Raw genomic sequence first — 23,510 nt, 5'->3', positions numbered from 1 at the left:
CAGGCCCAGGCCGCAGGCCTTCACATAGGCCTCCTTGGAAACCCAGCAGCGATAGAAGGCCTGGGGCCGCAGCCGGTCCGGGCAGGCCGCCAGGGCCGCCTGTTCGCCGGTCGAAAAGAAGCTCGAGGCAACCTCGGCCACCGCGACGGCGGGGCGGATTTCCTCGATATCGAGGCCGACGGGCAGGCGCGAGACGGCGATCGCCATCTGGCCGCCGGAGCGCGAGAAGCTGAACTCGATCCCGCCCGAACTTTCTGCAGTCGGCTTGCCAAAACAACCATATTGAAAGCGAATATTTGCACTAGAAGTGCCGATATAATCGGCCAGGGTCACCCGCAGGAAGGCGCGGCCCTGGAGGAATTTTTTTCGATCGGATATGAAATGAAATTGATTTGCGCGGGTTATTTCATCATGACTGCAAATAAGAGAAAGCTCGGCGACAGTCAAATCGAACGACTTAAAGCTCGATATCCAAAGATGAACATCTCCTGGATCGACGCGCATGACTTTCTTCCGACATGGTACGCCAAGCAACCGGCGCAAAAGCACAGGGAATACTGAAGGGAAGAAAACACAACCCCCGCCAGTTGAGCAGCGGGCCCATTCAGGTAACCCCATTTCCGGGTGGTATTTCGACCCAGAGTGCATTCATTTTGGTGGCTTATGCTGCAGATTGAGCCGTTATGGTGTCATCGCGGCGCGCATGCGATACCCGATTTCCGCGCTGCAGCAAGCGGAGCGGCGGCGCCGGCCCCAGGTCAAGGGGCACAACCCTCGTTCGTCATGGCCGGGCGCAGTCCCGGCCATCCACGTCGCCAAGCTGCCTATACCGTCGACGGATGTGGCTCGTCCCGACGTGGATACCCGGCACAAGGCCGGGCATGACGATTGGGGGGAGTGCGCAGGCGAGCCCCCGGTCAGTTCGACCAGTAGATATACGCGTCGTCGGCCTGCCAGGGCTGATTCAGGGGATGGTCGAGCGCGACGGGGGCCTCGATCAGCGCCGGCCACAGGGGTGCCACCTGCTCCTTTTCGAACCCGGCAATCATGGCCTTCAACTCGGCGACCTTCGCCGGCTGGGCCGGGGCCAGGTTCTGCCGTTCTGCCGGATCGTCCTTGAGGTCGTAGAGCCAATCCTGATTGGGGGTTTGCGTCACCTGCAGTTTCCAGTCGCCGGCCTGCACCACCCAATAGGGGCCGGAGCGCCAGAACAGGCGGTCGTGCGGGCGGCCGCTGCGGCTGCCGGTCAGGAACGGCAGCAGGTCGACGCCGTCGATCGTCCGGTCGGCCGGCAGGGCGGCGCCGGCGGCGCTGGCGGCGGTGGCAAAGATGTCGAAATGGCTGATCGGCGCGGCAAAGGTGGCACCGGCCGGCAGAACCCCGGGCCAGCGCATGAAGAAGGGCACCCGCACGCCGCCTTCGAAGAAGGTCGCCTTCCAGCCGCGATAGGGCCGGTTCAGGTCGTCGAGCCCGACATAATGCGCGCCGCCATTGTCGCTGGTGAAGACGACCAGCGTGTTCCTGTCCAGGCCCTGGGCCTTCAGGGCCTCGAGCACGCGGCCGACATTGCGGTCGAGCGAGCGGATCATCGCGGCATAGACGCGCAGGGTGTGATCCTCGATCTGCGGCAGGGCGTCGTAGTCCTCCCTGGTCGCCTGCAGCGGCGTGTGCGGGGCGTTATAGGCCAGGTACATGAAGAACGGCCGGTTGCGGTTGGCCGCGATCGCCTTGATCGCCTCGTCGGTCAGGTAATCGGTCATGTGGCCCTTGGGCCGGAACATGTCGCTGCCGTTGTAGCGCACGCCGTAGGGCAGGGCGGCCCACAGGAAGCGGTCGATGGGATCGAAATCCTGCTTTGCGTTGACCACGTCCGGGTCGTTCTTGTCCATGAACAGCGAGGCGCCGGAATAGAAGCCCAGGGATTCGTCGAAGCCGTGCGCCTCCGGGCGGTATTGCGGGGTCTCGCCCAGGTGCCACTTGCCCAGATGGATGGTGTGATAGCCGGCACCTTGCAGCAGCTTGCCGATGGTGATCTCGCTGACCGGCAGCCCCTGCTCCTCGAAGGGCGGCACGGAGGCTTCGCGCTCGGCGTGATAGATCGGGTGTTGCGGCGCCTCGCTGTCGAAATGGCCGACCAGACGGGAAAACTCGACCGGCGTCGGCGTGAATTCGAAGCCGAACCGCGTGGGATAGCGCCCAGTCATGATCGCCGCCCGCGACGGGGCACAGGTGGCGTTACCGGCATAGCCGGCGGGGAAGTTCACCCCGTCACGGCCGATCTGGTCGATATTGGGCGTCTTGACCGCGCCGTGGGCGGTGCCGCCGCCGTAGAAGCTGACATCGTTGAAGCCCAGGTCATCGGCCAGGATGACGATGATGTTGGGGCGGGCCGGCGCGCCCGCGGGGGGCGCGGTGGGTCCTTGCGCCCAGGCGACATCGTGATTGGGTCCGACATGGGGGGCAAGCCAGGGAATGACCAGCAGGGTGATCCCGTCGCGCCCGCCGAGCGCAAAGAAGGCCACCGTCCCGAGCGCCACGAAGGCCGCGATGCCGATGGCAAGTTTCTTGATCATGGCAGGGGACTTTCGCTGGGCGTGGAAGCAAGACGTTCCTGGCGGAACACGGTGCGGAAGCCGATGTGGGAGGCGCCGCTATCAGGGGCGGCGTCGGTGCGGGCGGCCGGCCGGAAGCGGTAGCAGAAGCTGTCGGAACACAGGAACGAGCCGCCCTTGATCACACGGGCGCCGGTGCCGCCATCCGCGGTGGAGAGGTCCCTGGTCCACTGCCAGACATTGCCGGCCATGTCGTAGAGGCCGTAGCCGTTGGCCGGGAAACAGCCGACGGGCGAAGGGCGGGCGGTGAAACCGTCAGTGCCATCGTCCTGCAATGGAAAGAGGCCCTGCCAGGTGTTGGCCCGGGCGCGGCCCTGGCCGGGCGGGGCCTCGCCCCAGGCATAGCGGGCATCCCCGATGCCGCCGCGCGCGGCAAACTCCCACTCGGCCTCGGTCGGCAGGTCGCGGCCCAGCCAATGGGCATAGGCCAGGGCATCATCGTAGGCGACATGGACCACCGGCAACTGGTCGAGGCCGGCGATCGAACTGCCCGGGCCCAGCGGATGGCGCCAGTCGGCACCCGGCACCAGCCGCCACCACTGGCCGGGATCGTTGAGATCGACCGATTTCCGGGCCCCGACGAAGACCAGCGAGGCAGGCGCGGCCCCGCGCTCCGCCAGGGTGACGTAACCTGTCGCGGCAACGAAGGCGGCGAACTGGCCGTTGGTGACATCGGTCTGGTCGATCCAGAAGCCTGCCACCGAAACGGCGCGCGGCGGCCCTTCCTCGGGCAGCATGGGCTGGGCCCCATGATCATGGAACCGCCGTCGAGCCTGATCATGCCGGCCCAGGGCGTCGCCGGATCGGGCGTCGCCAGCCTGGCCAGACAGCGCGTGACGGGGGGATCACCCCCGCCTGGGGCCCGCAGGCGGCCAGTACCATCACGGCGGCCAGGGATGCCAGGCGCCACATTTCAGAGGTTCGCCGCGGCATCGATCATGGCGGCCTCGATCCGCCACAGGCGGTCCTGGCCCCAGGTCGAAACCTCGCCGAAGCGCAGCGACGGCACGCCCCACAGGCCCAGGTCGATCATCGCCTGGCGATTCACCTCGGCCGTGCCACGCCAGGCATCGCTGGCCATGGCGGGCCGCGCGACCGCCCAGTCGAGGCCGGCCCGCTCGACGATCTGGCGCAGGCCCTTGTCGCTGGCCGCGTCGATGCCGTCGGCAAAGACGCCCGAGAGGAAGGACAGGGCAAAGTCCTGCCCGGCGCCGGGGCCTTGCCCGACGGCGTGGTGCAGGATGGCCAGGCCGCGTTCGACCGCCTTGCCCAGCGGGTCGACGATCCGGCCGAAGGGCAGGCCCTCGCTGACCGCTTCGCGCTTGGTATCGCGCACGATATACAGGCGCTTTGCCGCCGGCACCGGCAGCCCGCGCGTAACCATCGGCAGGACGAAGCGCAGGCGCAGTTCGGCACCATAGTGCGCCGCCAGGGCATAGACCCGCGGCAGCACGATGTAGCTGTAGGGCGAGCGGAACGAGAAGAAGAGTTCCAGCGGGCGGCCGGCCAGGCGTCCGGCCAGTTCGGGCATCAGGCGCAGGCGGGTGCGTGGAAACTGCGGCGAAGGTCCGCCGTCGCGGCGGCGGGCATCCAGGCCGTCCAGCCGCGACTCCAGGTAATGCAGCCGGTCGAGGCCCCAGTACCATTCGCCGGCATAGTGGAAGGTGGCACCCAGGTAGTGGCCCAGTTCCTGGCGCAGGGCGTCGCCGGCGCGCAGGCTCTCGGTGGGGTCGGCCGCCGGTGCGGCCACCGCCGCGCCGCCCCAGGTGGCAGCGGTGATGGCGGCCGCGTCGGCGACGAACCGGCCCTCTGCTATCGCGGCGGCCAGCTTGCCGGCGGCCTCGTGTGCTTGCGCCGGTGCGGGCGGCCGGCCGAAATCCTGCCCGGCCAGGCCCAGGTGGCCGGCGAGATCGGCCGCATCCCGCCTGGCGAAGGTCTCCAGCATCCGGCGTTCGGGGGCTGCCCAGTCGGGTGGCGGCGGCACCAGATGCGGCACGATCTCGACGCCGGCGCGGGCGGCGAGGGCGGGCAGCGCGCCGGCCGCCAGCAGCGAATAGGGATCCTCCACCTGATGGAAGTAGTGGATCTCGTGGGGGCGGCCCCGGCGCGCGCGCAATTTTTCCGCCCGGCCGGCCCGGCGGGCGCGCAGGCGCTCGCTGGTGATCAGGGTCGAGACGACGGGGGCGATGACACTGCGAAGCGACATGGGCCGGCTCACATCAGGCTGTCGGTGTCGATCGCGTCGCTGCCCTTGGGCAGCGAGATCATCGTGCCGTCACGGGCGATGGCGGCAGGGCCGTTATAGGCGTCGCTTACCCCTTCCAGGAACAGGCCGTGCAGCAGGGGGGTCGGCAGCGGCGGCACGATATGGACGAACAGCAGGTAGCGCACACCGGCGCGCTGGGCGATCGCCGCCGCTTCGGCCGGCGAGGTGTGGTAGGTCAGGATGTCCTTCATGATCTGGGCGAAGTTGGCGCGCCCGGCCGCCGCGGCGGCATCGCTCATGGTCATGATCAGGTTGCGCGCCAGGGCCTCGTGGGCCAGCAGGTCGACGCCCTTGGAGAATTTCTCGACATTCGGGTTGGCCTTGGTATCGCCGCTGATCACCAGGCTGCGGCCGCCGTAGTCGAAGCGATAGCCGACTGCCGGCTCGATCGGGGAATGGTCGACATGGAAGGCGGTGATCTTCACCCCGTCCTGCTCGTAGACGACGACACCCTGGTCGCCCTGCGGGGCCGCGAAGGGCATGGCGGTGCCGCCGTTGCCCTCGGGCGGGACCAGGGTGGCGCCGTGGTGCGCGGTGCGATAGGTCGCGTCCAGGGCATAGGCCTCGTTGAAGCCCGCGACCACCCGCTCCACCCCTGGCGGGCCATAGACCGGCGTCGGCTGCTGGTGGGCGGCGGTGGCCCAGCGCAGCATCAAGGTCTCGCCCAGGCCGTCGATATGATCGGAATGGAAATGGGTCAGCAGCACGGCGTCGAGGCCACCCAGGCGGAAGCCCATGCGCGTCAGGTTGCGGGCGCCGTTGGTGCCGGCGTCGACCATGAAGCTGTGCTTGCCCGCCACCACCAGCATGCAGGGGCCCGAGCGGACGGCGTCGGGCATCGGCCCGGCCGCGCCGCACACGACCAGATGAAGGCCGTCGGGCAGTTCGGCACCGCGATCGGCCGCGAAATTGGCCCGGGCGACACGCTCGGCCACCATCAGCATGATCTGGTTGCCCCAGACGAGGTAGATACCGGTGACGACGACCGCCAGGCCGACCAGGACAAACAAAAGCCTGCGCAGAATCTTCACGATCAACTCCTCGATCAGCGTGTCCCCAGGGAACGCAGGGCGTCCGGGGTGAAATTGTCGGGGTTCACCTCGGCCTTCCAATCGGGCATCTTTTCCTCGTTGGTCATGACCGCGGCGAGGTAGCGTGCCGATTGCAGGTCGTTGCTGATCTCCAGCGCCGTCCCGCAGAACGGCACGTCGTAGGAATTGACCACCGGCGCTTCCTGGAAGCGCCAGACGGCGCCGCGCGTGTCGTACAGGGTGGCGGCGGCGAAGGACCAGCTATCCTCGTCCTGGAAGAACACCCGCCGGGCATAGACGTGGCGGGCGCCCGGCTTCAAGGTCGCCTCGACCACATGCACCCGGTGCCGCTCGTAACGCATGGCATCCTGGTTGATGTGCTGGCCGGTCAGCAGCTCCTTGTAGGGCATCAGCTTGGCGCGGTAGGCGTTGTAGCCGATGATCGCCTCCTGGTCGCCCAGGTGCTTGAAGCTGTAGCGCTCGGGCGAGCCGTTCATCATGTCGAACTGGTCGACTGTCCCCAGGCCGTCGGCATTGGTGCCGGGCGCGTCGAAGGCCAGGTCGGGCGCCCGCAGCACGCGCCTGGTGCCGGGATTGTACTGCCAGGCCTGGCGCGGGCCGACATCGTCGTTGATGTTGTCATAGACCAGGGTGATCTGGCCCGACAGGCGCGCCGGGGCCGTCGTGGTCGCCATATAGGTGATCCAGACATTGTTCAGCTTGGCGATCGTGTCGATATCGCCCGGCGCCTTCAGGCCCGGCCCCATCAGGTGGATGATGCCCTCGTCGCGCACCTTGACCAGCTTGTAGTCGCCGGTGCGCGAGACCGCGGCCAGGGCGAAATTGCGCCGGAAGGTGAAGCCGCCGCGTGGCCGCAGGCGATGGTTCCAGAACATCTCGATGCCGCTCGCCGCCATCGGGAAGGGGATGCCGATGGTGCCGTCCAGCAGGCCGTTGCCGCTGGCGCTCAGCTTGGCGATCTCGGCATTCTTTTTGGTGCCGTCGTACACCTTCTGGACATTGGCGCAGGAACGGTGGCTGGGATAGACCGGCACCTTGTAGCTGGGATAAAGCCGCAGCATCTCCTGCTGCCCTGCCGGCAGCAGTGCCGCATAGGCGGCGGCATTGGCCGCGGTGATGGTGACGGTCGGGGCCTCGCCCGCGAAGGGGTCGACCAGCGGGCCGCCTGGCTTGTAGCCGGCGGGCGGCGTGGTGATGCCGCCGTCCCAGGCCGGGATGGAACCGTCGGCATTGCCGGCCTTGATCGCCCCCATGGGGGTCAGGTCGCGGCCCAGCCGGCCGGGGTCGCCGGCATGGGCCGTGGCGGCCAGCAGCAGCGTGCCCAGGAAGACAGGAAGGATCGGCGTCATGGCGTGGTTCTTTCCCGGGGCATCAGAATTGATAGCTGAGCGAGACGCCGACGAAGTCGCGGTCGGACGTGATGTTCTGCCGCCCGCCGCCGAACGACATGGCGTAGTTCACCTGCAGGCGCCAATCGATCAGGTAGTCGAACTGCACGAAGAAATTGAGACTGTTGACGTGCTCGACGAAGCCGCCGGGCAGGGGCGTGTTGCCGCCCAGGCCGATGGTGTGGGCAAAGCCCGTGGTGAGGTTCAGGTTGGGCATCACGTCGGGATAGGCGACCTGCAACAAGGTGGTGAGGCCGCCCGACCAGGCGGTGGCATAGTCTTCCTTGAACTTCAGCCCATCCTCGGGCTGGCCCGTGCCCGGCGTGCGATAGGTGCCCGGCGCGTCATAGGCCAGCACCGAGGCATCGGGGATATCGACGTGGATCAGGCCGGCCTCGGCCACCAGGGTGCCGCCGGCGGCACCCAGCAGGCGGGGGATGAGGTCGGTCTGGGTGAAAAACTGGGTCGCGCGCAGGATGAAGGTGAGGACATCGTGCGGCCGCCCGGTCGAGGATACCAGGCCCGGCCGGTTGACGTTGGTGCCCAGTTGCGTCGGCCCCGCCAGCGGCAGTTCGGATAGGCCATTGATGAAATCGCTGATGACCGTGGTCTCCTCGACCACCACCGGCACGTCCAGCTTGTAGGAAACCTCGCCGTTCAGGGCGGTGCCCGTCGCCTCGAGCTTGGTGTTGAAGCTGACGCCGAAGGCATCGATGCCGGTCGGATAGGTATTGACCACCTTGCTGTTGCGGGCATTGGCCTGCAGCGGCGCCAAGGGGGAGAGGCCGGGCAACTGGCCGATGATGTCCTGCAGGGGCGAGCCGCCGCCGGCACCCACGCCGCCTTCGGGAATGAAGGGGCTAAGCAGGGCGGGTACGCCGGGCGGTAGGCGCTGGTAGTCGCTGCCGCTGGGCGCCGTGAACACCGGCACCGGCGTCCGGCTGGTGTAACGGATGTAGTACAGGCCGAATTCGGTATCGTTCAGCGCGGGCGAGTAGTAACGCAGGGCGGCGCCGAAATTCTCCCAGGCGTCGTCGGGCCGCTCGTCCTCGTGGCGGGGGATCGACAGCAAGGTGCCGTCGGGCGCCATGTCGTCATAGTCGCCGCCCACACCCACGCCCCGGCCGCCCTGGCCGACGAAGTCGTTGGTCGAGAAATAGGTGCCCGGCACTTCGAGGCGGAACGGGCGGAACTTGAACTGGTAGAAGGCCTCGGCGCTCAACCCGTCGCCCAGGTTGTAGCTGGCGAACAGGGCCGGCACCGGGATCAGGGCGTCGCGCAGTTCCGCGCCGGGGACGCGGATCTTGGCGACATCCAGCGGATTGATGACGTTGATGCCGTTCTGCGTCACCAGTGCCTCGCCCCAGATGATGGTCTGCTGGCCCAGGCGGACATTCAGCGTGCTGCCGAAAACCTGGAAGCTGCCCTTCACATAGGCGTCCTGCAATTCGATGGTCTTGGCCGCGGCGTCGCGCGCCGTGGGCGCCAGCGCGCCGCGATAGTCGCGCGTCGCCGGGCCGTTCACCGCCAGGTCGTTGTTATCCAGTATGGCATCGTAAAGCGCCGTGCCGCGGACATAGACGCCGAAGTTCGCCCATGTCGCGGTCAATTCGCTGCTGACGCGGGCCGGGGTCGAGACGACATCGCCCTTGTCGAAGTTCAGGTTGCCGTCATCGGTGTTGCAGCTCGTGGTCGGGTATTGCCCGCCGTTGGCGACGCAGACATTGCGCGGGCTGCGGTCTTCCATCCGCATCTGCGCGCCCACCGAAAGCGAGGTCACCAGGGTTACCGCCACATCGCCGAACTCGGCCTCGTAAGCCCCCGCCGCCAGCGGCGCCAGGGCGCACCCGCCCATGACGCCCACCACGGCCCGCCAGCCCGTTCCCCGCCCCATATCGCCTCTCCCCGGAGGTGCCCGGCATTTTAATGCCTTTCATTTAATCGTGGACATTAATGGAATCCATCACCCGGCGCAAGCCGAACTGCATCCGGGCTTGATCTTGTTAATGGGAGTCATTAGGTTCGGTAAATCGCAAGGCGACGATGTGATTTGGGGGAAGCGATGAGCAAGGCCGGCGCCCGCGACGCGATCCTGGCAAGCGCGCTGAAGCTGTTCGGCGAACGCGGCTTCGACGGCGTGCGCACGGCGGAGATCCTCGATGCCGCCGGGCAGAAGAACCAGACCGCGCTGCAATACCACTTCGGCTCACGCGAGGGGCTCTACAAGGCCATCCTCAATCAGCACCTGAAGCAGATCGATGTCCGGCGCCTGGCGATCATCAATCCGCGCGGCCTGGCCGACCCCCGGCCCAGCTTCGTCACCTGCCTGCGCGGCATGATCGATCCCTTGATCGACGAGGTGGGGGAGGGCGACGGGGGCGTGGCCTATCTGCGCTTCCTGCGCCAGTTCACCTCGCGTCCCGGCTTCAATATCGTCGAGGTCTCGCGCGCCCTGAAGTTCCCGGGCATGAGCCTGCTCATCACCTGTGTCGACGCTCACCTGGCGCCGATGCCGGCACCGCGCCGCTCCTTCACCATCAGCCTGATGCTGCAGGTCTCGATCGCCATGCTGGCGACCTGGAAGCTCGAACATCCCGAACAGTTCGATCGCGCGTCCTTCGTCGCCGCCGCCGTCGGGACCTGCAAGGCGATCCATCGCAGCCTGGTCCATGTGCCGGTGCCGGTCGCGGCGGCCCGGATCAAACGCAACGCCGTCTAGAAAATCCACGGCAGCGCCCATGAGCGGTGCGGCCGGCCAACGCGAGGGGGGATGATGCTTAAACTCTACGGGGCCCTGGCCTCGCCCTATTCGATGAAGGTGCGGGCGGCCTTGCGCTGGCTGCACTTGCCGCACGTCTGGGTGCCGATGGGCATGGAACATGCCGAGGTCATGAACCGCATCAAGCCGGCGGTCATCCCGATCGTCGAATATCCCGACGGCCGCCTGGCCAACGATTCAACCCCGCTGCTGCTCGAGTTCAGCGCGGCGGCACCGGCGCGCAGCCTGCTGCCGGAAGACCCGCTGCTCCGTTTCCTGGTGCTGTTGATCGAGGATTTCGCCGACGAATGGCTGACCAAGGTGATGTTCCACTATCGCTGGGCGGCCGAGGAAGACCAGCGGGTGATGAGCAAGGCGATCATCTATGACCGCCTGCGCGGCAACGGCCTCGACCTGATCGGCCTGGCCGCCCAGCAGTTCCGCGATCGCCAGGTGGGCCGCATGACCCTGGTCGGCTGCGGCCCTGAACATGCGCCCCAGATCGCCGCGACCTACGCCCGCGTGCTGGCCCTGCTCGAGGCGATGGTGCCCGACCGCGCCTTCCTGTTTGGTTCGCGCCCGTCGCTGGCCGATTTCGGCCTGTTCGGGCAACTGTCGCAACTGGCCGTGGATCCCACCTCTTGTGCGATCATGCGCCGGGATGCGCCCTTGACCTGGCGCTGGCTGATGCTGGTCGACGATGCCGCGGGCCTCGACGGGGAATGGCTGTCCGCCGACGAGGCGGGGGAGGATCCGGCGATCGCCGGCCTGCTCGGCCTGGTGGCGGAGGTCTATCTGCCCTTCCTCGCCGCCAATGCCGCCGCGATCGAGGCCGGGGCAGCCGATTTTGCCGTGAAGGTCTTAGGGCAGGTGCATCGCCAGCCGGTGTTCCGCTACCAGGCCAAGTGCCTGGCCTCCCTGAAGGCGGCCTTCGCCGGCCTCGATGCCGCGGTACAGGACCGCGTCCGGGCGCTGCTGGGCCGCCCTGCCACCGCCATTCTGGGCGCCTGAGAGGAATTGCCATGATCGATCTTTACACCGCACCCACCCCCAACGGCTGGAAGGCCTCGATCACCCTCGAGGAACTGGGCCTGCCCTATACGGTGCACCCCGTCAACATCATGGCGGGCGAGCAGAAGACGCCGGCGTTCCTGGCGATCAATCCCAACGGCCGCATCCCGGCCATCGTCGATCGTGACGCCGGTGATTTCGCGGTCTTCGAATCCGGCGCCCTGATGCTCTATCTGGCCGAGAAGACCGGCCGCCTGCTGCCGGCCGAGACCAAGGCCCGCTCGCGGGTCATCCAATGGCTGATGTTCCAGATGGGCGGCGTCGGCCCGATGATGGGGCAGGCCAATGTCTTCTTCCGTTACCTGCCGGAGAAGATCCAGGTCGCCATCGACCGCTACCAGGGCGAGACCCGGCGCCTGCTCACCGTGCTCGATACCCAACTCGCCCGAAACGAGTTCCTGGCCGGCGACTATTCGATCGCCGATATCGCCAATTTCTCCTGGGCCCGGATCCACGCCTGGGCTGGGGTGAGCATCGACGGCCTGCCGTCGCTGCAGCGCTGGCTGGCGGCGATCGAGGCGCGCCCGGCGGTGGAACGCGGCCTGAAAGTGCCGGTCGATATCTCTGCCCTGTTCAAGAGCGACGAGGCGCAGAAGACCTTCGCGGAAAATGCCCGCACCATCGTGAATACGGGGGACAAGGCATGAGCCGGGCCACCGCCCCCTACGTCGTCTACGGTGCCCCGCCGTCGCTCTATACCGGCAAGACCAGGTCCTACATGCGCAAGATGGGCCTGCCCTATGTCGAACGGCTGCCCTCCGATCCGGCCTATGCGGAACGGGTGATGCCGGCGGTGGGCAAGCTGTGGCTGCCGGTCCTCGAGGCGCCGGACGGCACCCTGGTGCAGGACACGACCCAGATCATCGACTACCTGGAAGCCTGCGAGCCGGTGGCAAGCTGCTATCCGGCCGGGCCGCGACAGTTGGTCGCTGCCCTGCTGATCGAGCTCTACGGTGACGAGGGCCTGACCCGTCAGGCGATGCATTTCCGCTGGAGCTTCCCCGACTACAACGGCCGCTTCATGGCCATGAATATCGGCCGCCTGTTCAGCCCCACGGCCAGCGAGGACGAGGCCAGGGCGGTCGCCGCCGGCACCATGCGCCATCTTGCCGGCTACCTGCCGGCAATCGGCGTGACGCCGGAGACGATCCCGGTGGTCGAGGCGCAGTATTTTGACCTCCTGGCTGTACTCGACGCGCATTTCCTGCACCATCCCTACCTGTTCGGCGGCCGGCCCTCGATCGGCGACTTCGGCCTGATGGGACCCCTCTACGCCCATCTGGGCCGCGATCCCTATCCGGCCATGCTGATGGCCAAGCATGCCGACCGGGTTCAGCGCTGGGTGGAACGCATGAACGCGCAAGAGATCGACAGCCCGGAATTTCCAGGCCTGGCCCCGGCCTTCCTGGCCGGTGACGAGATCCCGCAAAGCTTGCAGGCCTTGCTGGCCCTGGTCGCCCGCGACTATCTGCCCGAACTGCAGCAGAGCGTCGCCATGCTGAACGACTGGCTGACGGTCAACGCGGTCGAGGAAGGCGCCCCCATCGTCCCGCCCGGCACCCGCAACACCCTGGGGACGATCGCCCCCGTCATCCGTGGCGTGCCGCACCCCCAGCGAATGCGCCATTATCCCTTGTGGATGCTCCAGCGTGTCACCGACGCCTACGACCGGCTCGCCGCGCCCGACCGCCAGGCGGTCGATGCGCTGTTCGCCGGCGTGGGCCTCGGGGACCTGCCGCGCCTGCGGACCACGCGACGGATCGAGCGTCGCAATCACCAGGAAGTATGGGGCGCGCCGGTCGAGAGCCGTTGAGCGCCCGGCCAGCCCCATTTCGGTGTGAACTCGGCCTTGCGAGTAGCGATATCGCTGCGCGGTTCTGTGGTAATCTGCTAGGGGATCGTCCTGAACGTGAATTCAAACGGGGGCACGGAACGTGCGGCCAGTTCGTCAAATGGCGCTTGTCGGCCTTGTTATCCGGCACGCGCCCTCCGCCAGCGTAGCCATTCTGCTTTCGAGCTTTTTCGTCAATCTGCTGACGCTCGTAAGCCCGCTCTACATGTTGCAGGTCTATGACCGCGTCCTGCCCAGCCGCAGCGAGGAGACCCTGCTGCTCCTGACGATCCTCATCTGCGGCCTGCTGGCCGTGATGACCATGCTCGACCGGGCCCGCTCGCGCATCCTCAACCGGATCGCCCTGCGTGTGACCGTGGACATGTCGGTAAAGGCCTTCGATTCCGCCTTCCGCCGCAACCTGCGGCGGCCGACCGGCGGTGTCGCGGCCCGTCTCTCCGCCGATGTCGACATGGTTCGGCAGTTTCTGTCGGGCCCGGGCGTCCCGGCCTTCATCGACCTGCCCTGGGCGCCCTTGTTCATCGTTGCCGCCTATCTGATGGCTCCCCTCATCGGCCACCTCACCCTGGGCGCGGCGGTCATCCTGCTGGCCCTGACCGCCCTGTCGGAGATTGCCTCGCGCAAGCCGACGCAGGCCGGCGCCATGCACGGTGTGAAAGCGTCGTCCTTTGCCGAGACCAGCCTGTCCAATGCCCAGACCATTTCCGCCATGGGCATGCTGCCGGCGGTACGTGAACGCTGGTACAAGGCGTTCGAGGATGCCCTGGCGTTCCAGATGCAGGCCGCCGACCGGGCGGCGACCCTCAGCTCCATCTCCCGTTATGTCCGTATCACGGTACAGAGCGTGGTCCTGGGCGCCGGCGCCTGGCTGGCGATCGAACAACTCATCACGCCGGGCGCGATGATCGCGGGCTCGATCATCCTGGGCCGGGGCCTCGCCCCGATCGAGCAGGTGGTCGGTGCCTGGCGCGGCTTTGCCGGTGCCCGGGCCGCCTATGGCCGGATCCAGGGCCTGATCGAGGAATTTCCTCCGTCCAAGACCGGCGGCGTGACCTTGCCGGCGCCGCTGGGGGCGATTGCCCTGGAAGGCGTGGTGATCGCGGCCCCGGAAAGCGGGCAGCCGATCATCAAGGGGGTTACCCTGGCCATTCCGGCTGGCCAGACCGTCGGCATTGTCGGGCCCAGCGGGGCCGGCAAGTCGACCCTGGCGCGGGCGCTGGTCGGTGCCACCATTGCCGATCGCGGCACGGTGCGGGTCGATGGTGCCTCGATGAAGGACTGGCCATCCGAGATCCTGGGCAAGCATGTCGGTTACCTGCCGCAGGAGGTGGAACTGTTCGACGGCACGGTGGCCGAGAACATCGCCCGCTTCGGCACGCTCGATTCCGAAAAGATCGTGCGCGCCGCCAAGATGGCCGCGGTCCACGACCTGATCCTGCAATTGCCGCAAGGCTATGAAACGCCGATCGGTGCCGCCGGCCGGGTCTTGTCCGGCGGCCAGCGCCAGCGCATCGCCCTGGCGCGGGCGCTTTACGATGATCCGGTTCTGCTGGTTCTCGACGAGCCCAATGCCAATCTGGATACCGATGGCGAGGCGGCCCTGGTGCAGGCCCTGCGCCAATTGCGCCTGCGCCGGGCGACGGTGGTGCTGATCAGTCACCGGGTTTCCCTGATCGGCCTGATGGAGCGGATCGTGGTCATGCGTGACGGCACCATCGAAACCCACGGCCCGGCCGAGGAGGTCATCGCCAAGCTGCAAGGCAAGGTTGCTCCCGCTGCCCAGCCGGCCATGGCCCGGGCATGAGCGCTCCCGCCGCAATCCCCGCCGGGCTGGCGGGCACCGTCCGGCCGCCGCTGCACCGCAGCCTGGGCGGGCCGATCCTGTGGATCTATGCCGTCGTCGTGCTGGGCCTGGGCGGCTTTACCTTCTGGGCGGCCTCGGCCCCGCTGTTTGGTGGCGCCATGATGCCCGGTCGGGTGGCGGTCGACACCAATCGCCAGTCGGTGCAGCACCTCGAGGGCGGCATCATCGACGAGATCCTGGTGCGCGACGGCAGCGTCGTCGCTGCCGGCGATCTCCTGATCCGCCTGCACGATGTGCGCGCCCAGGCCAATCTGCAGGTGCTGCGCGACCGCCTTCATGCCTCGCTGGCCCAGCGGGCGCGGCTGTTGGCCGAACGCGACCATGCCGAGACGATCGAGTTCCCCGATCGCCTGCTGGCCCAGGCGACCGACCCGGTGGTGGCCGAGCAGATCCGGTCGCAGCAGATTGCCTTCACCAGCCGGCGCGATACCCGGGAAGGCCAGGTGTCGATCCTGTTGCAGCGGATCGAGCAGTTGGGGCGCCAGCGCGAGGGCCTGGTAGCCCAGCAAAAATCCATCGACCTGCAACTGGCGACGGTGCAGAAGGAACTGGCCGGGGTCCGCCGCCTGTTCGCCGAAGGCCTGGCGGCGCAGACGCGCCTGCTGGCCCTCGAACGGACCGCGGCCGATCTGGCCGGACGCCGCGGCCAGGTGATCTCGGAGATTGCCCGCAACGACGTCGCGGTGGGCGAGGCGCGTTTGCAGATCGATCAGGTCGGCAATACCTTCAACAGCGACGTGGTGCAGGACCTCGAAAAGGTCGAGCGCGAGATCGCCGAGATCGACGAGCAGATTTCCGCGGCCCAGGACCAGGCGGATCGCACCGAAATCCGGGCGCCGGTCGGCGGCGTTGTCGTCGGCATGACCATCCACACCCGCAACGGCGTGGTGGCGCCGGGTGCCCGGCTGATGGACATCGTGCCGCAGAACCAGCCCCTGGTGATCGAGGCCTTCGTCAGCCCCACCGACGTCGACAAGGTCATCACCGGCGAGGAAGCCGAGATCCGCTTCACGACCTTCAGCGCCCGCAAGACCCCGTCGGTCTTCGGTGCGGTCAGCATCGTGTCGGCGGATGTCCTCAACGACGACAAGGAACAACAGGCGTTCTATCTCGCGCGCATCACGGTGCCCGAGGATGAGATTGCCCGGCTGGGCGGGGTGCGCCTGCTGCCAGGGATGCCGGTCGAGGTGATCGTCCGCACCGACGAGCGCACCGCCCTCGACTATCTGATCCGGCCGATGATCGACATGCTGACCCGTTCGTTCAAAGAGGACTGAGGATGTTCCGCTTTCGCGGCATGGTTCTTGCCGCCGTTCTATCGCTCGCGGCGATCGCCGCCGCCGGTGCCGCGCGGGCGGAAACGCTGACCGAGGCGCTGGTCTCGGCCTACAACACCAACCCGCAACTGGCGGCGGCGCGTGCCAGCCTGCGCGTGACCGATGAAGACCTGGCCGAGGCGTTGTCGGGTTTTCGTCCCCTCATCGAACTCCAGGGTTCGAACGCGAACACCATCGGCAGGGTTCAGCAAGGCCGTGCCACTTCCCGTGAGCCGGTCAGCGGCCAGGCGCAGATCGTCCAGCCCTTGTTCCCCTTGAGCGGCTTTGCCGCCGTCAATAGCGCCGACGCCAGGATCGAGGTCGGGCGGGCCAGCCTGGCCGCGGTCGAACAGCAGGTGTTCGTCGCCGTCGTCGCCGCTTATGTCGACGTGATCAGGGACGAGGCGCTGGTGGCGATCACGCGCGATATCGCCGCCAGCCTGCTGCGCGAACTGGAAAGCAACAAGCGGCGTTTCGAGGAAGGCGACATCTCGCAGACCGATATCGCGCTGACCCAGACCCGGCTGTCGCAGGTCCAGGCCGATCAGGTCACCGCCGAACAGAATTTGCGCCGGTCGCGCAGCGCCTACGAGGAAGTGGTCGGCCATCCGCCGATGGACTTGGCCAACCCGGGCCTGCCGCCGTCGTTGCCCGCGACCAGGGAGGCTGCGACCGCGGTGGCGATCGACGGCAACCCGGGCTTGTTGCAGGCACGGCGCAACGAAGAACTCGCCAGGGTGGATATCGACCGCGCCCTGGCCGGGTTCGCGCCGACGCTCAATCTGGTCGGCTCCGGCCTCTATGCCGAGAATCAGTCCTTCGACGGCGAGCAGGAGGAGCAATATTCGTTGCAGTTGCAGCTTCGCGTGCCGTTGTACGAGGGCGGCGCCACGCAGTCGCGGGTCCGCCGCGCCAAGGAATTGTGGAGCCAGCGCCGGGCCGAGACGATCACGACGGAACGCGCCACGGTACGCCAGGTCGCCGACGCCTTCGATGCCCTGACCACCACCAAGGATGTCATCAGGTACGCGCAGGAAGGCGTCGATGCCGCAAGGGAGGCCTTGGACGGTGTGCGCAAGGAAGCAGTGGAAGGCTTCCGCACCACCTTCGACACCCTGCAAAGCGAACAGAATCTCCTCGACGCCCAACGCCGCCTGAAGATCGCCGAACGCAACGAGCTGTTCGCGGGCTGGCAGTTGCTGGCCGCGATCGGCGCGTTCAATGCCAAGGAGACCGGCCTGGAGACGAAGATCTACGATCCCAAGCCCCATGCCGACGAGGCCTGGGGGGTGGGCGGCGCATTCTCGATCGCACCGCTGGACGGCGACCCGGTGCCGCAACCCACTTCGACAGCGCCGGGTGTCCTGATCCCGGCCGAGGCCGGGCGGGCGGCGGCACCGGCGGCGCCGGCCGAGCCCCCGGCGCCGGACTTCTGGGACGAACTCTTCGGAAGCCCGGCGGAAGAGCCGCAGGCCGCCGTGCCCGTCGCGGCGCCGGCTCCTGCGCCGGCGGCCGCACCGGACGAGACGGGCGGCAATTTCTGGACCGACGTGCTGGGCATCCCGGCGGACGAAATCCAGCCGCCCTGATCCTCCCGCCCTGATCGTCACTGGGCCAGCACGGCCACCGTGGCATCGACCAGCCGGCGGGTCTTGTCGTTGATCAGCTGCTGTCGCGCCGCCTCGTCCGGCTGCTCCAGTTCCAGGTCCATCTCGGTCATCGCCAGGGCGTGGAAGATCATGCCCAGGCACAGCGACAGCCGCTCGCTGCATTCCCCGGCCGGCAGGTCGGCGCGAAGCTCGCGGTAGCGCCGGCGGGCGAGGCTGACCCCCTGGATCAGTTCCAGCGGCAGCTTCAGGCGGCGGAAGCTCTGGTCGGTGAAATACTGCAGCAGGAAACGGACGTAATAATTGCCCTCGGGCCGCGGCAGCAGTTCGCGCGCCAAGGGTTCGATCAGCACCCGGGCAATGCCGCGAATATCCAGCGCGCCGGCCTGGTCCAGGGCCGCGTACAAGGCCATGCGCCGTTCGTTGATCGCGCCCATGCGCAGCGAGAAGACATCGAGCAGCAGGTCGTCAAAGGACTTGTAATGATAGGTCACCACGGCGGCGTTGCGCTGGCCCGCCTCCTTCTGGACCATGCGCTGGCTGACATTGGCAAAGCCGCGCTGGCCCAGCAGTTTCTCGGCGGCAAGGATCAGCTTGCGCTTGGTCGCCTCGGCCCGGCCCAGGCCGGCCTCGGCATTGCCGGCCGGCACCGGTCGCGATCGGCTCTTGGTGGCGCTATCGGTCATGCGGGGGCCTCGGACGAAAGGGCAGGAGTTCAAAAGCCCAGGGCACAGCCATCCTTGCGCTGGTCGCAATCATTGCATCATACGCCCCTGCCAAGACCGATCCAGATCGCTGGCATACGCTTGCCGGTGGTTTTATTGGAACGCCGCTTCGAGAAAGCCGCGCAGCTTGCGTGAATGCAGCCGCTCGGGCGCCATGGCCCGCAGCTTCTTCATGGCCAGCATGCCGATGTCCAGGTGCTGGTTCACCTGCCGGCGATAGAAGGCGCTGGCCATGCCCGGCAGCTTCAACTCGCCGTGCAAGGGCTTGTCCGAGACGCACAGCAAGGTGCCGTAGGGCACGCGGAAGCGGAAACCGTTGGCGGCGATGGTGGCCGATTCCATGTCCAGGGCGATCGCCCGCGATTGCGAGAAGCGCTGCACCGGCTCACGGTGATCACGCAGTTCCCAGTTGCGGTTGTCGATGGTCGCGACCGTGCCGGTGCGCATGATGCGCTTCAGCTCCCAGCCCTCCAGCCCGGTGACCTCGGCCACCGCCTGTTCCAGGGCGACCTGGATTTCGGCCAGCGGCGGCACCGGCACCCAGGTCGGCAGGTCGGCGTCCAGCACATGGTCTTCGCGCACGTAACCATGGGCGAGCACATAGTCGCCCAGCTTCTGCGAATTCTGCAGGCCGGCGCAATGGCCCAGCATCATCCAGGCGTGGGGGCGCAGGACGGCGATATGGTCGGTCGCGGTCTTGGCATTCGACGGCCCGACGCCGATGTTGACCAGGGTGATGCCGGAATTGTCGGGCCGCACCAGGTGATAGGCCGGCATCTGCGGCAGCAGGGGCGGCGGCAGGCCCACGGCGGCGCCGTCGCCCGCCCGGGTGACGACATTGCCGGGTTCGACGAAGGCCGTGTATTCGCCGTCGCCGCTGGCCATCAGGGCGCGGGCCCGGGCGGTGAATTCGTCGACATAGAACTGGTAGTTGGTGAACAGCACGAAGTTCTGGAAATGCACCGGCGAGGTGGCGGTGTAGTGACGCAGCCGGTGCAGCGAGTAATCCACCCGCGGCGCCGTGAACGGCGCCAGCGGCAGCGGTGCACCGAAGGGGAACTGCAAGGTGCCATTGACGATGGCATCGTCGGTGATCGACAGGTCGGGCACATCGAAGACATCGCGCAACGGGCGGGGCAGGGCCTCGGCCACGGCACCTTCCACATGGGCGCCTTCGGGCAGGGCGAAGTGCAGGGGGATGGGCACCTCGCTCTCGCTCACCTCGACCGGCATGCCGTGATTGCCGACCAGCAGCGCAAGCTGCTCGGTCAGGTAATTGCGGAACAGGTCGGGCTGGGAGATCGTCGTCTCGTAGACGCCCGGCGCCGGGACATGGCCATAGGACAGGCGCGAGTCGACCTGGCCGAAACTGGTCGTGGTAAAGCGCAACTGGGGATAGCAGGCGCGAACCCGGCCCTGCGGCACCTCGCCCTTCAGGAAGGCCTCGAAATAGCCGCGGATGAAGGCGGTATTGCGGGCGTAGATCGCTTCGAGCCGGGCCACCGCCGCCGCGGCATCGGTGAATTCGCCAAGCTCGATGGGTTCGGGCGAAATGCACACTGCCGGACTGATTCTGTCGTTCATCGTCGGGACCCTCGCCAACCCGCTTTAGGCTGCGGGCCGCGACAGGTCAATCATCGTCCGGCGTTCAGGCCTGCTTGGGCTTCAGCAAGTCCAATGCCTTGAGGGCGAGGGGATCAAGGCCTTCACCCCCAGTGGCCTCATGGGCAAGGATGGCCTTGCGCATCCGGGGATCCCAGAATTTTGCCATATGGTCGGCGATCCCGGCCGGCGCCTTGGCCTCGCCCTGGGCCTTGAAGAAGGCGGCGATCTGGTTGGCCATGTAGACGAGCTTTTCAGCCTGCATGGCAAGGCCCTCCAAAACGGCGGTCATCCCGGCGAAGGCCGGGATCCATTGCGACATCGCGCGCTGCCCCAGAATGGATCCCGGCCTGCGCCGGGATGACGGTCAGCAAACTTGATTTTCTACTCCCCTCCGCCCGCTTGGCAGGCGAGGGGTTGGGGGAGGTGGGTCGGGCCGTCTCGAGATGCCGGCATTTTGCCCCCACGACCTCCTCACCCAACCCTCTCCTCCCGTGGAGGAGAGGGCTTTGTGTAGCGGGGCCGGGGAGCTTAACCATCCCGATCACTCCGCCGCGTCCCGGCCCGGGATGATCCGGCGGGCCTGCGCCGAATGCTCGCGGTATTGCTCCTGCCAGTCGGTCGGGCCGTTGGAGGGCGAGACCTGCACCGCGGTCACCTTGTATTCGGGGCAGTTGGTGGCCCAGTCGGAGAATTCGCTGGTGATGACATTGGCCTGGGTGTCGGGGTGGTGGAAGGTGGTGTAGACCACGCCCGGTGCCACGCGGTCGGTGATCAGCGCGCGCAGGGAGGTCTCGCCCGAGCGGCTTTGCAGCTTCACCCAGTCGCCCTCCTTCACCCCACGCTGCTCGGCGTCGTGGGGGTGGATCTCCAGGCGGTCCTCGCCGTGCCAGACCACGTTCTGGGTCCGCCGGGTCTGGGCGCCGACATTGTACTGGCTGAGAATACGGCCGGTGGTCAGCAGCAGGGGGAAGCGCGGGCCGGTCTTCTCGTCCGTGGGCACATATTCGGTGATGACGAACTTGCCCTTGCCGCCGGCAAAGCCGCCGATGTGCATCACCGGCGTGCCTTCCGGCGCCTTCTCGTTGCACGGCCATTGCACCGAGCCCAATTCGTCGAGCTTGGCATAGGAGACGCCGGCGAAGCTGGGCGTGGTGGCCGCGATCTCGTCCATGATCTGCGACGGATGGGCATAGTCCATCCTCATGCCCATGGCCCGGGCCAGGGCCTGCGTCACTTCCCAGTCGGCCAGGCCGTTCTTCGGGCTCATCACCTTGCGCACGCGGTTGATGCGCCGCTCGGCATTGGTGAAGGTGCCGTCCTTCTCCAGGAAGCTCGAACCCGGCAGGAAGACGTGGGCATAGTCCGCGGTCTCGTTCAGGAACAGGTCGTGGACGACGATGCATTCCATCGCGCTGAGCGCCGCGGTGACGTGGGTCGTGTTGGGGTCGGACTGGACGATGTCCTCGCCCTGGATGTACATGCCCATGAAAGTGCCTTCGAGGGCGGCATCGAACATGTTGGGAATGCGCAGGCCCGGCTCGTTGTTGAGCGTAACCCCCCACAGCTTCTCGAAGATGTCACGGGTGGCATCGTCCGAGATGTGGCGGTAGCCGGGCAGCTCATGCGGGAACGAGCCCATGTCGCAGGCGCCCTGGACATTGTTCTGGCCGCGCAGCGGGTTCACGCCGACACCCTCGCGGCCGATGTTGCCGGTCGCCATTGCCAGGTTGGCGATCGCCATCACGGTGGTCGAGCCCTGGCTGTGCTCGGTTACCCCTAAGCCGTAATAGATCGCGCCGTTGCCGCCGGTGGCAAACAGCCGCGCGGCCTGGCGGATCTCGTCGGCCGGCACGCCCGACAGCTTCTCGACCTCTTCCGGGCCGTGGCGCGGGTCGGAGACGAAGGCGGCCCAATCCTGGAATTCCGACCAATCGCAGCGCTCGCGCACGAAGGCCTCGTCGACCAGGCCTTCCGTCACCACGACATGGGCCAGCGCGGTGACGACCGCGACATTGGTGCCGGGGCGCAGGGGCAGGTGGTGCGCCGCCTCGACATGGGGCGTGCGCACCAGGTCGATGCGCCGGGGATCGACGATGATCAGCTTGGCACCCTGGCGCAGGCGCTTTTTCAGGCGCGAGGCGAACACCGGGTGGCCGTCGGTCGGGTTGGCGCCGATGATCATGACCACGTCGGCATGTTCGACCGAGTCGAAATCCTGGGTGCCGGCCGAGGTGCCGAAAGTGGTCTTCAGGCCATAGCCGGTGGGCGAATGGCAGACCCGGGCGCAGGTATCGACATTGTTGTTGCCGAAGCCCGCCCGGATCAGCTTCTGAACCAGGTAGGTCTCCTCGTTGGTGCAGCGTGACGAGGTGATGCCGCCGATCGATTCCTTGCCGTACTTGGCCTGGATGCGCTTGAACTCGGCGGCGACATGAGCGAAGGCCTCGTCCCAGGTCACTTCCTGCCAGGGATCGGTGATCTTGGCCCGCACCATCGGGTTCAGGATCCGCTCCTTGTGGGTCGCGTAACCCCAGGCGAAGCGGCCCTTGACGCAGGAATGGCCGCGATTGGCCTTGCCGTCCTTGAACGGCACCATGCGGACCAGTTCCTCGCCCCGCATCTCGGCCTTGAAGGTGCAGCCCACCCCGCAATAGGCGCAGGTGGTGACCACGGAATGCTCCGGCTGGCCGATCTCGATCACCGATTTCTCGGTCAAGGTCGCGGTCGGGCAGGCCTGGACGCAGGCCCCGCACGAAACGCACTCGGAATCGAGGAACTGCTCGTGCATGCCGGGCGACACCCGGCTCTCGAAACCGCGCGCCTCGATGGTCAGGGCAAAGGTGCCCTGGACTTCCTCGCAGGCCCGCACGCAGCGCGAACAGACGATGCACTTGGACGGGTCGTAGTCGAAATAGGGGTTGGACGTATCCTTGGTCATGCCCAGGTGATTGTCGCCGGCATAGCCGTAGCGCACGTCGCGCAGGCCGACCGCGCCGGCCATGTCCTGCAATTCGCAGTCGCCATTGGCGGCACAGGTCAGGCAGTCGAGCGGATGGTCGGAGATATAGAGTTCCATCACGCCCTTGCGCAGACGCTTCAGGCGATCGGTCTGGGTGCGCACCACCATGCCGTCCATGACCGGCGTGGTGCACGAGGCCGGGGTGCCGTTGCGGCCCTCGATCTCGACCAGGCACATGCGGCACGACCCGAAAGCCTCGACCATGTCGGTCGCGCACAGCTTGGGGATCTTGGTGCCCATCTCCTTGGCGGCACGCATGATCGAGGTACCGGCCGGCACTGTCACGGCGTTGCCGTCGATGGTCAGGTGGACGGTGGCCTGGGCCTTCGAGGCCGGCGTGCCGTAGTCGATTTCTTCGACGAGGGACATGGGCTG

General features: G+C 67.2%; 17 protein-coding genes and 1 pseudogene. 7 read left to right on the top strand and 11 right to left on the bottom strand.

All coding sequences use genetic code 11. The features are described from left to right. Window positions 1-3 precede the first annotated feature (3 nt). The 7 genes and pseudogenes from D3874_RS32010 to D3874_RS13535 form a co-directional block, all read right to left on the bottom strand. Window positions 4-207, bottom strand: a pseudogene (locus tag D3874_RS32010) (4'-phosphopantetheinyl transferase family protein); the annotation flags it as partial. A 710-nt stretch (window positions 208-917) separates the two neighbouring features. Then, window positions 918-2,573, bottom strand: coding sequence for a sulfatase-like hydrolase/transferase (locus D3874_RS13560; protein ID WP_119778558.1), 1,656 nt, complete (start codon window positions 2,571-2,573; stop codon window positions 918-920). Beyond that, on the bottom strand, window positions 2,570-3,349 hold the full coding sequence (locus tag D3874_RS13555) for a formylglycine-generating enzyme family protein (protein ID WP_119778557.1): 780 nt from the start codon (window positions 3,347-3,349) through the stop codon (window positions 2,570-2,572). The genes D3874_RS13560 and D3874_RS13555 overlap by 4 nt, the downstream gene beginning before the upstream one ends. Window positions 3,350-3,525: 176 nt before the next feature. Then, on the bottom strand, window positions 3,526-4,818 hold the full coding sequence (locus D3874_RS13550; protein WP_119778556.1) for a DsbA family protein: 1,293 nt from the start codon (window positions 4,816-4,818) through the stop codon (window positions 3,526-3,528). Between the two features lie 8 nt (window positions 4,819-4,826). Continuing rightward, entirely contained in the window at window positions 4,827-5,909 is a 1,083-nt protein-coding gene (locus D3874_RS13545) for an MBL fold metallo-hydrolase (RefSeq protein ID WP_199699054.1), read from the bottom strand. Window positions 5,910-5,923: 14 nt separating this feature from the next. Next, a complete protein-coding gene (locus tag D3874_RS13540) occupies window positions 5,924-7,279 on the bottom strand; it encodes a DUF1329 domain-containing protein (RefSeq protein WP_119778555.1) in 1,356 nt (451 codons plus the stop codon). Window positions 7,280-7,301: 22 nt separating this feature from the next. Next, on the bottom strand, window positions 7,302-9,212 hold the full coding sequence (locus D3874_RS13535) for a DUF1302 domain-containing protein (protein WP_119778554.1): 1,911 nt from the start codon (window positions 9,210-9,212) through the stop codon (window positions 7,302-7,304). Window positions 9,213-9,380: 168 nt separating this feature from the next. Here D3874_RS13535 and D3874_RS13530 point away from each other — a divergent pair, with 168 nt between their 5' ends. The 7 genes from D3874_RS13530 to D3874_RS13500 all read left to right on the top strand — a co-directional run bounded on the left by D3874_RS13530 (window position 9,381) and on the right by D3874_RS13500 (window position 17,768). Continuing rightward, a complete protein-coding gene (locus D3874_RS13530) occupies window positions 9,381-10,037 on the top strand; it encodes a TetR/AcrR family transcriptional regulator (RefSeq protein ID WP_119778553.1) in 657 nt (218 codons plus the stop codon). A 54-nt stretch (window positions 10,038-10,091) separates the two neighbouring features. Continuing rightward, on the top strand, window positions 10,092-11,087 hold the full coding sequence (locus D3874_RS13525; protein ID WP_199699053.1) for a glutathione S-transferase family protein: 996 nt from the start codon (window positions 10,092-10,094) through the stop codon (window positions 11,085-11,087). An 11-nt stretch (window positions 11,088-11,098) separates the two neighbouring features. Further along, a complete protein-coding gene (locus D3874_RS13520) occupies window positions 11,099-11,794 on the top strand; it encodes a glutathione S-transferase family protein (RefSeq protein WP_119778551.1) in 696 nt (231 codons plus the stop codon). After that, a complete protein-coding gene (locus D3874_RS13515; protein WP_119778550.1) occupies window positions 11,791-12,960 on the top strand; it encodes a glutathione S-transferase family protein in 1,170 nt (389 codons plus the stop codon). Before D3874_RS13520 ends, D3874_RS13515 begins: the two co-directional genes overlap by 4 nt. 139 nt (window positions 12,961-13,099) lie before the next feature. Beyond that, window positions 13,100-14,803, top strand: a complete 1,704-nt coding sequence (locus tag D3874_RS13510) for a type I secretion system permease/ATPase (RefSeq protein WP_119778549.1) — start codon at window positions 13,100-13,102, stop codon at window positions 14,801-14,803. Then, window positions 14,800-16,140 (top strand): HlyD family type I secretion periplasmic adaptor subunit, encoded by a 1,341-nt coding sequence (locus D3874_RS13505; protein WP_119778548.1) that lies wholly within the window; start codon window positions 14,800-14,802, stop codon window positions 16,138-16,140. The genes D3874_RS13510 and D3874_RS13505 overlap by 4 nt, the downstream gene beginning before the upstream one ends. A gap of 2 nt (window positions 16,141-16,142) precedes the next feature. Then, the gene (locus tag D3874_RS13500) at window positions 16,143-17,768 is read left to right on the top strand and encodes a TolC family outer membrane protein (protein ID WP_119778547.1); all 1,626 of its coding nucleotides are present in this window, start codon (window positions 16,143-16,145) and stop codon (window positions 17,766-17,768) included. A 17-nt stretch (window positions 17,769-17,785) separates the two neighbouring features. On the opposite strand, the gene D3874_RS13495 is transcribed toward D3874_RS13500, so the two are convergent. From D3874_RS13495 to fdhF, 4 genes are all read right to left on the bottom strand, one after another. Next, window positions 17,786-18,472: a TetR/AcrR family transcriptional regulator gene (locus tag D3874_RS13495; protein WP_119778546.1), complete on the bottom strand. Its 687-nt coding sequence runs from the start codon at window positions 18,470-18,472 to the stop codon at window positions 17,786-17,788. 132 nt (window positions 18,473-18,604) lie between these two features. After that, window positions 18,605-20,095, bottom strand: coding sequence for an AMP nucleosidase (locus D3874_RS13490; RefSeq protein WP_119778545.1), 1,491 nt, complete (start codon window positions 20,093-20,095; stop codon window positions 18,605-18,607). Window positions 20,096-20,159: 64 nt separating this feature from the next. Further along, window positions 20,160-20,435 (bottom strand): formate dehydrogenase subunit delta, encoded by a 276-nt coding sequence (locus tag D3874_RS13485; RefSeq protein WP_233559938.1) that lies wholly within the window; start codon window positions 20,433-20,435, stop codon window positions 20,160-20,162. Between the two features lie 222 nt (window positions 20,436-20,657). Further along, on the bottom strand, window positions 20,658-23,504 hold the full coding sequence (gene fdhF, locus D3874_RS13480) for a formate dehydrogenase subunit alpha (RefSeq protein ID WP_119778544.1): 2,847 nt from the start codon (window positions 23,502-23,504) through the stop codon (window positions 20,658-20,660). Window positions 23,505-23,510 lie beyond the last annotated feature (6 nt).

The organism is Oleomonas cavernae, assembly GCF_003590945.1.
Classification (GTDB): domain Bacteria; phylum Pseudomonadota; class Alphaproteobacteria; order Zavarziniales; family Zavarziniaceae; genus Zavarzinia; species Zavarzinia cavernae.
The sequence above is the reverse complement of the archived record's forward strand: the minus strand, read 5'-3'. Positions and strand labels throughout refer to the sequence as shown.